Genomic DNA, 12434 nt, shown 5'->3' on the forward strand with positions numbered 1-12434 from the left:
TATATTACCTCCTTTGTCCCGGCCTCTTACAAATGGAAGCAAAAAAACCGCACAATGTGCGGTTTTCATCAGGCGTGATGCACCTCGGTCTCATATTTTTCCCAAGCTTCATCAAATGTCGACATTGTCTCTAAATAATCGGCGCTCAGTTCCAGGTAAGAACTGAGCTCATGATAATCGCTTGAGGTTTTCGGGAAGCTGTGATCTTCATATGCCTTGTTTGCAAACCGGCTGATTGCGTCCTGCGGCTTAGGATGTCTGTATTTCATCAAATAGTGGTAAAAGGATTTCATGGGTTTCCCCTCCTGATGACTGTCTTTTGTTGTACTATTATACATTTCGAGTCTGAAATTACAACAAAAGAAATTTAGGAGAAGTCAAAATAATTGCGTTTTAAGATGCGTTCGGTCTGCATCAGCTCTTGATACGTAAGGGTTTGCGGCAATTTTTTGGCATCAATTAAGAAAAGCTGATTTTCAATTTCTCCGATGACAGCCTCTTCTTGGTACGTCATCCCGCAGGAGTTGCAAGCGAGAGCCGGCGTCTCTGTAATCTCAATCGCCCTTGTGCCGTCAGGAAGCTCCCAATACACAGTCGCCGCGCACGGTGACGTTTTCAGATCATTACACCACTCGCATGGCATCACGGCGACTCACCTGCCACTTCCGACTCCGACCCTTCTTTCCCTTTTTTTTGCTGGGCTAAAAATTTCTTTTCTTTTAATTCATCTCTTTTTTCTCTGCGGTTTTTCAGCGTTTCATGTTCAGGATCTGACGTAAACGCTTTCCTTCTGTTGATCCTTGATACGTTTTCAGGGGTAAATGAAACTTCTTTGTCTGCGAAAATGGCGCTTAGGCCGACTGGCTCCCGTTTGTCACTGGTTCCCGGAAAGACGGATTCAAAATAGTCATCGGCCTGATTCGGGATATAGTTTTCCGGCTCAGGATAAGAGGTGATGACGCCCTCAAAATTTCTGAGCACGACCTTATCAGGGCTTTGGGACAGCAGATAATTCGGCTGCAGCGCGATTTTTCCGCCTCCGCCAGGGGCATCGACGACAAAAGTCGGCACCGCAAAACCTGTAGTATGCCCTCTCAATCCTTCAATGATTTCAAGACCTTTTGAGACCGGCGCCCTGAAATGCCCGATCCCTTCGGACAAATCACATTGATAAATATAATACGGACGCACTCGGATTTTCACCAAATCATGCATGAGCTTTTTCATGATCGGCACAGAATCGTTAATGCCTGCTAAAATAACGGCCTGGTTCCCGACCGGAACGCCAGCGTTGACAAGCTTTTCGCAAGCTGCAACCGATTCCTCCGTCAATTCAATGCTCGTATTAAAATGAGTGTTCAGCCAGACCGGATGATACTTTTTCAAAATTTCACACAGGTTATCCGTTATCCGCTGCGGAAAAACGACAGGCGCTCTCGTGCCGATTCGGATAATCTCAAGATGCGGAATCTCGCGGAGGTTTTTTAAAATATATTCCAGGATTTGATCGTTAATCAGCAGACCGTCACCGCCGGAAATCAGACAGTCGCGTATTTCCGGTGTCTCCCGGATATAGGCGATCGCCGCGTCCAGCTGTTTTTTCGGCACACCCATACCGATCTGTCCGGAAAAGCGTCTGCGGGTGCAATAGCGGCAGTACATGGAGCATTGATTCGTCACCAGAAAGAGGACGCGGTCAGGATAGCGGTGCGTCAGGCCCGGTACAGGTGAATCCTCATCTTCAAAAAGAGGGTCTTCAAGGTCATATTTGGTTTTGTGCATTTCTTCTGACAAAGGGACAGACTGCATGCGAATCGGGCATCTCGGATTATCTGGGTCCATTAAAGATGCGTAATACGGCGTGATATTTAACGGGATGGTTTTTACAGACATGTTGACGCCTTCTTCTTCCTCTTCCGTTAAATGAATGACTTTTTTCAGCTCATCGACGGTCCTCACAGTATGAGTCAGCTGCCACAGCCAATCATTCCACTTTTCTTCTGGAACGTCCTTCCACAGTTCAATCTCCTTCCAATGACGCTTCGGTTGAAACCATTTGTTTGCCAAACGAATTCCTCCTTATGGATAAGCTCTAAAGTTTATAATGTCTTGCACCATACATTCATATTTTCCAGTCCTTCAGAAATCCGGCAGTTATTCACAAGCCTTCCTCTGTAGCTGTATCCCGCTTGATACAGTACGGCATTCATTCCATAGGACAAAGCGCGGGCCAGAGAAAAAAGATGAAATATCCCTCTCCCGGCTAGTTCCTGCTCCAACGCTTCAAACAGGCGGGCGGTTACGGCATTTCCCCTGAAATCCGGAAGCACTGCGCAATCCGTCATTTCAGCGTGCCCTAATAAAGGATTGATATCTGCGCTGGCCGCGCCAATGAGGCGATCCTCATCAAACACAGCAAAATAAATGGTGTTTTCCTCCATCGTCTTCCTGATATATGAAGGATCAAAAACCGGCGTCGGGTAGGTGAGAAAAACGTTTTGATATAAGAGCGACAACCGGCTTGCATCTTTTGCTTCCGCTTTTCTGAGCGTCAGCGCTGTTTCTGTTTGGTTCATTCCCCGCGGCGGTTTTTCATATAACCTGTTCACAATCTCATCTTCTGATAAATATGAATCTGTCTGTCTCCGTTTCTCTGCAAGATACCGGACCATTACGGCGGCCTCTCGCCCCATATAGTATCCGTCTATGACACCCTCGGTAACAAACAGTCGCTTTAAAAGCTCCGGTTCATCACGCCGTTTGGCAAAGACAATCACCTTTTGGGCGTCTTCTTTTTCTGCTTCTGCTAAAACAGCCGGCACAAGCTCCGTTATGTCACCTTCATAGCGAATGACTCTGATCCGTTCATTAAAACGGTCAGCGTCTATTTCGGCGAATACGCCTTCACCCTTCAATTCCTTTATCAGCCGGGTCACCCCCCTCTGCAATACCGCACCATTCCATGATAAAGAGAGAAATGATTTTTGCTGCGTCAATTAATGCCGTGATTTCAATGTATTCATTTGCCTGATGAGCTGCTTTGACTTCTCCCGGGCCAAAGACAATGACCGGCGTTTGACCGGCATGATGCAGGAGTCCTCCGTCCGTTCCCCATGGAGAGGCTTCATGGATCGGTTTTTCCGCCTTAATTTTTTCATATGAGGATTCCAGGGAGGAAATTAACGGATGCCCGTCTTTCAGGTCATTTGGCAGCCACTGGGCCCCAAACCATTCGATTTCAACCGGATGGTGTTTAAACCATTCATCCTGATATTCTAAGTCTTTCAGCCAATTTGTGAGTTCTTCCTTAACGGTCTCTGGCTTTTCATTCGGAGCTATGCCGCATCTGCCTTCAATTGTGACCCGGTCCGCGACTGAAGACGGCCATGTGCCGCCGTGTACGGTGCCGATATTAATCGGAACGGGAATCGGAACATCCTGATAGAGCGGGTCCTTAATCCGGGCGTTGCGGACATTTTCCAGCTCTTTCAGGGCTGTAATGACGTGCAGGCTTTTTTCAATAGCGCTCACCCCTTCATAGCGGGTTCCGCCGTGGGCGGATAATCCCCTGACCGTAATGCGGAACCACATCGATCCTTGCTGCTTCACAAACAGCTTTAAATTAGTCGGTTCGGGAATGAGCGCCCCGTCAGCCTTGTAGCCTCTCATTACCGCCGATAACGTTCCGGCGCCGCCGCACTCTTCATCTACGACACTTTGAAACAAGACATCTCCTTTTAAGGTGACCCCGCAAGCATCAAGCGCTTCTAACGCAAAAAGCAGGGCTGTATTGCCTCCTTTCATATCGGTTGAACCGCGGCCGTATATTTTCCCATCCCTTTCAACAGCCAAAAACGGCTCATACGTCCATGCAGCGGGATTTCCTTCAGGCACGACGTCGATATGTCCGTTCAGTATCAGTGATCTTCCTCCGCCTGCTCCCTTTTTTACGGCAACGATATTCGGGCTTTCGTTAAAGTCCTCCCGATCAGATATAAAATAAGGATGCTCTTTTAATTGTTTTACACTCGGCTCCCATACATCGATATCCATGTCAAACTGCCTGAGCTTTTCTAAAACGACAGCCTGAGCCTTAAATTCTTTCCGATACGTGCTTTTTTCCCCTATCAGCCGTTTAAGCAGGCGCACCGCTTTTTCTGCGTTCTCCTCCGCCCACTCAGTGACTTGCTTTTCCAATTGATCCATGCACAGGCCCCCCTCTAAGAAAAACATTCATCTAAAATAACTTCGGCATCTGTTGTACGTATCACATCTTCTATTGTTGAGTCATTCAACAGCTCTTTTAAGACAAACTTTTCTTCTTCTATGCTGAGCACGGCCTTCTCCGTAATAATGAGGTTCGCACAGCCCGCCGCCGTAAGCGGCAGTGAACAGCTGTCGACTAATTTAGGCCGGCCCTTTTGATCAGTATGGCTCATGACGACTACCACTTTTTTCGCGCCTTGAGCAAGCTCCATCGCCCCGCCCATTCCGGGCACTTTCTTCCCGGGAACGAGCCAATTGGCAAGATCGCCCGTTCGGCTTACCTGCAATGCGCCTAAAATTGTGATGTCAATCAAACCTTTCCTGATCATGGCAAAAGACAGCCCTGAATCAAAATAAGAGGCTCCCTTCACCGCACTGACAGGATAACCGGCGGCGTTGCACAATAACGCATCCTCTTTTCCTCTCTCAGGGGTTCCGCCTATTCCGAGAACGCCATTTTCAGCCTGCAGCATCACCTCTGTGTCCGCCGGCAGAAAATTCGGCACCAAGGAAGGAATGCCGATGCCGAGATTGACGATCATGCCAGAAACAATCTCACGGGCGGCCCGCCTTGCGATCTGTTCTCTTTCCTCTATTCCCAAGCCCATTTCCACTTCACTCCTTCACTTTGCACGACACCTTCTACAAACACGCCAGGAGTTACAATATGCTCGCTGTTCAGTTCGCCGGCGGGGACAATCGTAACCGCCTCGGCGAATGTTCTTTTTGCAGCAGCCGCCATCAGCGGATTCATATTACGTGCGGTTTTGTCATATGTCAGGTTTCCGAATTCATCAGCGACGTGTGCGGAAACAAAGGCAAAATCAGCTGTCAGCGCTTTTTCAATTAAATATGGCCTGCCATCCAGCATAACAGTGTCTTTTTTTTCGCAGACGGTTTTGTTATCAATCCCGATATCAGTTAATATACCGCCGAGCCCCGCGCCCCCTGCCCGAATCCGTTCGGCAAGCGTCCCTTGAGGAGAAAATTCCACCTCCAATATTCCGTCGGTCATTTGTTTGCCGGCTACGGGGTTTGAGCCGATATGGGAAGCGATCAGCCTTTTCACCCGCTTATGAACGATGAGCGGGCCGATTCCGATTTCCGGAAACCCCGCATCATTACAGATGACGGTAAGCCCTTTGACCCCTCTTTCCAATATCGCTTCAATCAGTGACGGAGGAGAGCCGACTCCCCCGAAGCCGCCGAACATAAGGACAGATTCGTCATGAACATCGGCAATTGCGGCATCAATATCGACCGTTTTATTAAAAATAGACATTCAGCTCAATCCCTCTTCATCATTTTTTCAACTTGTGTTACGGCTTGTGAAAATTTGTCCGTCAGTTCTTCCAGCTCAGCATGCGAAATGGTAAACGGAGGAGCGATGATGACGGCATCCCCTTCGCCGCTGTCAATTCCGGGCTTGGCGGGGTAAATGAGCAGTCCCCGTTTTTTGGCTTCCTTAATAATATTTTCTGTAATTGACCGGTTCTGAGGGAAAACCTCCTTCGACGATTTGTCCTTGACAAACTCGACCCCTAACAGCAGGCCCTTTCCGCGGACATCCCCGATCATCGTGCTTTTCTCCATCACATTTTCTAACTTCCGTAAAAGCACGGCGCCTTTTTCCTCTGATTGCCGGAGCAGATTGTGTTTCTCGATGTACCGCAGCACCTCAAACGCCGCTCTTGCACAATACGGGTTGGCGCTGTACGTATGGCCGCTCATAATCAAACCTGAGCCCCGCTTTATGGTATCAATGATGTCATCAGACACAACGGCAGCCGCAATCGGCGCGTAGCCGGCGCTTAAACCCTTTCCGAGCACGGCGATGTCAGGCACGATGTCCCAATGCTCCGAAGCAAGCATTCGGCCTGTTCTCCCAAGCCCTGTCATCACTTCATCAGCGATAAACAATACCTGATGCCGGCGGCATACGTCCTGCAGCGCCTCATAATAGCCGGCCGGCGGAGTAATTGCCGCGCCGGCAGCCCCTATAATCGGTTCTGCTACAAAACCCGCGATAAATGAACCGCCGATCCGTTTAATGGCCGTTTCCAGTTCTGCGGCAGCAGCCTGCACAAATTCCTCTCCCTGTAACTCAGAACGATACAGATTAGGTGCTGAAACAGCGGGAAACCGTTCGATTAATTGTGTAAAACGGTATCTCCGTTCATAAAAACCCGATAATGAAAGCGCTCCCAAAGTTATACCGTGGTAACTGCTCCATCTTGATAAAAAGACGGATTTTTGGTACTGGCCTTTTTCCTGCCAATATTGAATGGCGATTTTCATTGCCGTTTCGACTGCCTCTGAGCCGCTGTTCACAAAAAATGACCAATTCAGCCGGCCCGGGAGATGATCGGCCAGAAATGAAGCCAAATCCTCGGCAGGTTTACTGGAAAACTGTGAGCGATACACGAAAGACACGGAATCAAGCTGCTCTTTTAAAGCATCCGTAATGTCAACTGCCCCGTGGCCGATATTACAAGTCACCGCTCCGGATGATCCGTCAAGATACTTGTTCCCCTCCTGATCATACAAATATGATCCCTTTCCATAGCTGACAATCGGATAGACCGCGTCAAGCTCAGGTTTAATTAAATAGCTCCCCATATGTTCCACCTCGAAAAACCCTTTTGCTTCATTGTATGAACAGATGAATAGCGGCATTCTTATCCTCTGGAAAAGTTTTTTTCACGGAAAAAAGCCTCCCTTTGCAGGAAGGCTTTTTCCATTTCCTATATCAGACTAACAAATAAAAGCTGCACCAACGATGATTAATAAGATAAACAATACCACAATCAGCACAAACGTATTTGTTCCGCAGCCAAATCCTCCGTATCCATAACTGCCGCCGCCGTAACCATAACCATATCCGTATCCGCACATACGAAAATCATCCTTTCTTCTTACGATATACGTCATTGTATGCGGGCCAAGTCCCAATTGGTTTATGCGGATGCCCAGTTATGTAAGAAAATAATGAAAAATCGTATGCATTCTCCGGAACCGTTTAAAGCCGAGTTTTTCATAAAAACCATTTACCCCATCCATGCCTGAGGCGACGAGATAAACGGTTTCCATACCGTTCAGCTTGGCTGCAGCCATCATTTCGCTCATTAATATTTTCCCGTAGCCTTTTCTTTGAAATTGATCCAAAATAGCGACTTCTTCAATTTTGGCGGTTTTTTCTTCTTTGTTCATGAAAAGCTCTCCGCAGCCAATCGGAATGGTACGCGAGGCGTCACTGTAGCAAACGACAAGCATAATCGTTCCGTTCTTATATAAAGGATATTTCCGCTGCAGCTTTTGTTCGGCTGCCGCCTCGCCAATATAAAGCGCGTCATAAATGTTCATGATCGATGATCCGTCAGCGAGGCTCTTTTGCGTTCCCCAAGCGGCGAGCGGATGTCCGGCCTGCTGCTTCCAATCCTCCAGCCCTCTTGCAAAAAACAGCTCATCCTCCACTACAAAGCCCTTCTTTACTAATGTTTGTTTCAAAATAAGCGGAAATGTATGCAGCGGAGATGCTTTAACGTGAATATAATTGGTGTGAAGCATATTTGGAACCGACGAAAAAAACGGAAGCAGGCTGTCTAACGGAAATGTACGGTGCAGCTGAACAAAGTTATGCGAAAAAATCTGCGGCAGCAAAGGATCAGCATATACACTGTAATGATCAAACCTTTGAACGCCTGAAGTCAGTTCTATATATTGTTTCTCGGTTTTAGCAAATTGATCAGTCATGAAAGCTCTCCTTTTCCTCACATCCAACTGCATATCTCAACCCTTTGTGATATTGAGATTTCTTACAATTTCATCGTACACCGGATAAATCGGGTTTCCAATTGGTAAATGTTTGATCTTCTGAAAAGAAGTGGGTACCGGCCTCTGTTTGATAAAAAAACGCTTGACCACATCACCGCTGATCGGATGAAGAACACCCTGTACATATAAATACAGCTCCCGTTCGATAAAAAACAAAATTCTCCCAGGAGGGTGATCAATACGGCCTGATCTCTCCCAGCCGATCGGCGGACCGTCCGGCAGCGCATGTAATTCCTCTTGCTCCAGAGACACAATGTCATGCCGTTTAAACTGGTAAAAGCGGAATGCCCGGTTTTCAATCAGCCTTTTTGCCCCTCCTTCGATATAGTAGACAGCATGCTGATTCTGAACAAGCTGATAATTCGGAATGTTATTGCAGCTCTCCTCCTCATATTGGAATAAAAACGGATCTGGAATGACGACGGTTTTCCCTCCATATATCGGGCTCCACTGCTCCTTGACGGGACGCCGTTTATTTTGGTCAAGCTGATACACCTTTTGATCAGTACCTTTTACAAATGTTCCGTCGATTAATACAGCCGGAAGCGACTGGTACGTGTTCTGAAATGAATGCGGCGTTTTATAAGTGGTGTCTAACACTTCTTTTATCGGCAGAAATGGAGAAAATGTGTTTAGTCTCTCCCAAAAAATAGAGTCTCCGTGATTCCAATGTATAACATCTTCGTCCCAAAAGCTTCCGAACATTTCTTTCACGCGTCCGAGCAATGAGCGGCGATGCATGACAGAACAGTGATCAACCTGAAAAGCCGCCTGATCAAGCACACGATCAGCAAAGCGGTAAAAATGAAATTGTTCTGCTCCGCGCTCATTTACATGAACAATCTTCTGACTGGAATATACGGCATCGTAATCGGGACAGTTATTAAGGACTTCCGCCATACGGCTGAGCCTGTTCGGATGGTACTCAGTGTCATCTGTAAGGTAGGTGATATACTCCCCCGCTGCACAGGAAAGCGCATAATTAATCAATACGGCATAACGGGTTGATTTTAACCGTTCAGCAGGCTGAATAAAGCTATTATAATAATGAATGCGGTGATCTTTTATATACGGGCTGATGGCAGCCGAGGTTTCTTCATTTGAATGATCATCCATTAAAAAAAGCTCCCAATTCTTGTAGGTCTGCTTCATGACACTTTCAATTGCCTTTTTAATGAGATCGGGCTTGTTATAACTCGTTAAAATGATTGAAACCTTCTTTTCCACTCCAAAGCCTCCCCTATCAACGTAAAAAACGGCTCCGAGTGAGACAGAGCCTGATGAATTGTTATTAAAAAGCACCCCAGCTGACAATGCTTGAAATCGCTACATTCGATCTGGAGTTATTAAGCGGATTTTGAAAAACAGCCAAATCTGACAGCACTTCCTTTATAATCACGTTCTGCAGAGTGCTGCCGTTGATCAGATTAACCCGTGACACAGGAATACCAAGCTCTTTAGCCATCACCAGCTGCCGCCGCAAGTCTGAATGGTCTCCGGATTGCTCACGTGATAATAAAAGAAGCAGAAGCAGTACGAGATTACATTCCTGTCGACCATCCTCATGATTCACAGTTTCTTCTGAATCCAACACAATTCTCTCCTCCATTTTTTAATCTATACAACGTATGTAGCCCTCTCACAATCCGCAAAGGCAGACGAACCATGATTCGAAATTTCAGCAGTTTCACTAAATAAGAAAAAATAACGGCAAAGCGGCATTCGACTTATACCAATCAGACAGATACCGAATATGAATAAACGTGAGGTTGAAATTGGAAAAGGAGGTGTATGTCAACATGAGCGTTGATCGCTTACAGCTCAAAAAGGATCTGATTAAAACCCTTTTGGACCCTTTATTTAATAACAGCGCTAGCGGCACAGATGGAGGAGATAACGTGGAAAACAAGATTAAAGATTTATTAGAAGCAGCAGTTGACAGAAAAGTGGATGAAGCAGCTGCCGAAGACAGCCTCAACAGTCAATCCGTTCTGGGCAGCGGTATTTCATTAGCAGCAAGATGGATTTTTGCGAGAGTTGCGCCTGGCACTGTCATCAGCATCGTGATGGATTCAGGCGACATGATCGGTCCGGTTCAATTTGTAGCTTTTGATCAAGTTCACGGAATCGTTTTTGTCACACAGGAAAATTCAGTGACACCGGCTGGCTCTTCAACAACGTTGCTTGATGTCGATAAAGTCGAAAGTGTCACTTTCACTACGTAACAGAATATGAACGTTTTATATATCCGTTCGGGATATAAGGGCATTTACACGTATTTTGACCGCTGGATTGAGGAAGGCTTTTTACAGTCTTCCGTCCGTTTTTTTTCTGTTTCTGAGCTTCAAGCAGATACCATCCGCAGCATTCAGGCATTCAAGCCGGATTTTGCTTTTATGATGGCGGGTGACAGAATTCCGTCTGAATGGCTCACATGGCTGAAGACAGAACAGATTCCGGTTTATGTGTGGCTGACGGAGGACCCTTTTTATTTCGATGTCAGTTTGAAAATCGCACCGCTCGCCGACGCGGTTTTGACCATAGACCTAAATGCTCTCGATGCCTATCGGCAAATGGGCTTACGGCATGTGTATTATGTTCCCATTCCCGTCAATCAGCGGCTCTTTAAAAAACAACCGGCTGATGCTTCCCTTCATTCAAATCTGCTGCTGATCGGATATCCTTATCCGAATCGCGTGGAGCTGGTGAAGGAGGCGGCGAAGCTTCCGTATACACTTCGTTTAATCGGCAAGGGATGGCGTAAACATTTACCTAAAAAAATCGCCAAACAGCAAAATGTGCTCATAACGGATGAATGGATTGAACCGGAACATGCCGCGGTATATTATAACAGCGCGGATTTGATCTTGAACCCGCATCGTTCTTATCGGTTTGCGCTCAATCAAAATGAACGCGGCATTCAAAATATCAGTTTAAATACACGAAGCTTTGACATTGCGGCTTGTGAAGCATTTCAGCTGACAGACCTTCCTCCCGCTCCCCCTTTTTCATCCTTTGTTTCTTACAGCGGGTTTACGGATTTTAAGGAAAAGACCGATTTTTATATGGCACACCCGGACGAACGCAAACAAATCGCGGCGCTTAATTATCAGGAAACGGTGCCGGCTTATACGTATGACCAGCTTCCGGCCGTGCTTACGGCTATCCGCTCAAGGCTTTCCCATGAAACATTCTTCACATAAAAAAGCAGCTTATGCCAAGCTGCTTTTTTACAATGTTTTATTTTCCGCTTCTGTCCGTCAGTTTTCTCGGATCAACTTGTTTATTCACCGGCGGGTGGAAGCCGATGTTATCAGCAATTCTTTCCCACGGCACCAATTTAAAATTTTGGTTGGCCTTTTGCCCATGATCTATATTCTCCCCGTCCTGCGCGATGAAAACGCCGAACGGATATTTAGGCCCCAATCCGAAGCCAAGTACGTCAATTCCGTCTGTATCGCTTGTGCCGTCTGTTTCAGGCCCGTCTGTTATGCGAAAATCCGCAACGTACTTATGCTGCCCTTGTCTTTCATAGATTGTGTAACTGCTGCTGCCCTGGCTTGATGCCAGAAGATACCCTTTTCCGTCAGCGGCATAGTAAATTGTCAACCCTTCAATATCAGGGGTTAAATGCTTGCCGTCGGCACGGTCGATAATCGTTCCGTTACTGCCGCCCTCTGGCTCAGCGCTGAATTTCCAAATGGCCGCATCTTCTTCTGCAATGTAAAGATTGCCGTATTCGTCGTCTGCCGCCATTCCTTCTGTCTGAGAATTCATTTTAAACTCCCGGACCTTTTTTCCCGTGACATATCCTTTTTTGCCTTCCGTCAATTCGTATTGTTCAAATTCGCCCTGTTTCCCCGTCACTAATGCATAGAATTCACCTGTTTTTTGACTGTGATATAAGCTGAAACCGTAAACCTCGTCAATCGTTGCTGCAATCGGATGGTCAGGATCGGTAATGCTTTTTAATGTTCCGTTTTTCCCCTCAATGGCGTATACCTCGATTGAATTTTTCCCTTCAGACCGATTTGACGCTGCCGCAATATCGACTTTTTTTCCGTTTAAAGGGAAGTCATACCTGATATCGACATTGTTCAGCTTGCCGGCATTATAGGAATGAAGCATTTTCCCGTCGAGATTGTAAACGGCTAAGCCTGATTTTTTATTGGTTGTAATCAATTTGCTGTTTTCAGGAAATTTCGGATCAAGCCAGATCGCCGGATCATCGGCCGCGTCTCCGGCTGTGTCAACCGGTTCTGTTTCCCCTGCCGCCGCAGTTAATAGAAATGTTTTTGAATGGATCATGTTTGATTCCTCCTTTAGTTAACGTA

15 protein-coding genes are annotated in these 12434 nt (G+C 46.6%); 2 read left to right on the forward strand and 13 right to left on the reverse strand.

Features of this window, described 5'->3' with window-relative positions:
• Positions 1-68: 68 nt before the first annotated feature.
• The 12 genes from J7E26_RS15440 to cgeC form a co-directional block, all read right to left on the reverse strand.
• Entirely contained in the window at positions 69-293 is a 225-nt protein-coding gene (locus J7E26_RS15440; protein WP_214813892.1) for a YozE family protein, read from the reverse strand.
• A gap of 74 nt (positions 294-367) precedes the next feature.
• On the reverse strand, positions 368-643 hold the full coding sequence (locus J7E26_RS15445; protein ID WP_214985047.1) for a YokU family protein: 276 nt from the start codon (positions 641-643) through the stop codon (positions 368-370).
• Positions 643-2067, reverse strand: coding sequence for a lysine 2,3-aminomutase (kamA, locus tag J7E26_RS15450; protein WP_214813896.1), 1425 nt, complete (start codon positions 2065-2067; stop codon positions 643-645). Before kamA ends, J7E26_RS15445 begins: the two co-directional genes overlap by 1 nt.
• A gap of 32 nt (positions 2068-2099) precedes the next feature.
• A complete protein-coding gene (gene ablB, locus J7E26_RS15455; protein ID WP_214813898.1) occupies positions 2100-2936 on the reverse strand; it encodes a putative beta-lysine N-acetyltransferase in 837 nt (278 codons plus the stop codon).
• On the reverse strand, positions 2905-4206 hold the full coding sequence (locus tag J7E26_RS15460) for a peptidase (protein WP_214985050.1): 1302 nt from the start codon (positions 4204-4206) through the stop codon (positions 2905-2907). The genes ablB and J7E26_RS15460 overlap by 32 nt, the downstream gene beginning before the upstream one ends.
• A 14-nt stretch (positions 4207-4220) precedes the next feature.
• A complete protein-coding gene (locus J7E26_RS15465; RefSeq protein ID WP_214813900.1) occupies positions 4221-4874 on the reverse strand; it encodes a 3-oxoacid CoA-transferase subunit B in 654 nt (217 codons plus the stop codon).
• Positions 4859-5548, reverse strand: a complete 690-nt coding sequence (locus tag J7E26_RS15470; protein WP_214813902.1) for a CoA transferase subunit A — start codon at positions 5546-5548, stop codon at positions 4859-4861. Before J7E26_RS15470 ends, J7E26_RS15465 begins: the two co-directional genes overlap by 16 nt.
• A gap of 5 nt (positions 5549-5553) precedes the next feature.
• Positions 5554-6885 (reverse strand): aspartate aminotransferase family protein, encoded by a 1332-nt coding sequence (locus J7E26_RS15475; RefSeq protein WP_214813904.1) that lies wholly within the window; start codon positions 6883-6885, stop codon positions 5554-5556.
• A 135-nt stretch (positions 6886-7020) separates the two neighbouring features.
• Positions 7021-7161: a YjcZ family sporulation protein gene (locus tag J7E26_RS18640; protein WP_214813907.1), complete on the reverse strand. Its 141-nt coding sequence runs from the start codon at positions 7159-7161 to the stop codon at positions 7021-7023.
• Positions 7162-7239: 78 nt separating this feature from the next.
• Positions 7240-8019: a GNAT family N-acetyltransferase gene (locus J7E26_RS18565; protein ID WP_214813911.1), complete on the reverse strand. Its 780-nt coding sequence runs from the start codon at positions 8017-8019 to the stop codon at positions 7240-7242.
• Between the two features lie 36 nt (positions 8020-8055).
• Positions 8056-9327, reverse strand: coding sequence for a glycosyltransferase family 2 protein (locus tag J7E26_RS15490; protein WP_214813914.1), 1272 nt, complete (start codon positions 9325-9327; stop codon positions 8056-8058).
• Between the two features lie 64 nt (positions 9328-9391).
• The gene (gene cgeC / locus J7E26_RS15495) at positions 9392-9691 is read right to left on the reverse strand and encodes a spore maturation protein CgeC (RefSeq protein ID WP_214813917.1); all 300 of its coding nucleotides are present in this window, start codon (positions 9689-9691) and stop codon (positions 9392-9394) included.
• A gap of 208 nt (positions 9692-9899) precedes the next feature.
• Here cgeC and J7E26_RS15500 point away from each other — a divergent pair, with 208 nt between their 5' ends.
• Both J7E26_RS15500 and J7E26_RS15505 read left to right on the forward strand, forming a co-directional pair.
• Positions 9900-10325 carry a hypothetical protein gene (locus J7E26_RS15500; protein WP_214813920.1) on the forward strand — a complete coding sequence of 142 codons (426 nt, stop codon included), beginning with the start codon at positions 9900-9902 and terminating at the stop codon, positions 10323-10325.
• A 6-nt stretch (positions 10326-10331) separates the two neighbouring features.
• The gene (locus J7E26_RS15505) at positions 10332-11303 is read left to right on the forward strand and encodes a CgeB family protein (protein WP_214813924.1); all 972 of its coding nucleotides are present in this window, start codon (positions 10332-10334) and stop codon (positions 11301-11303) included.
• Between the two features lie 37 nt (positions 11304-11340).
• On the opposite strand, the gene J7E26_RS15510 is transcribed toward J7E26_RS15505, so the two are convergent.
• Positions 11341-12408 (reverse strand): phytase, encoded by a 1068-nt coding sequence (locus J7E26_RS15510; protein WP_214813927.1) that lies wholly within the window; start codon positions 12406-12408, stop codon positions 11341-11343.
• Positions 12409-12434 lie beyond the last annotated feature (26 nt).

This window comes from Bacillus sp. ISL-51, assembly GCF_018613535.1.
Taxonomy (GTDB): Bacteria; Bacillota; Bacilli; order Bacillales; family Bacillaceae; genus Bacillus.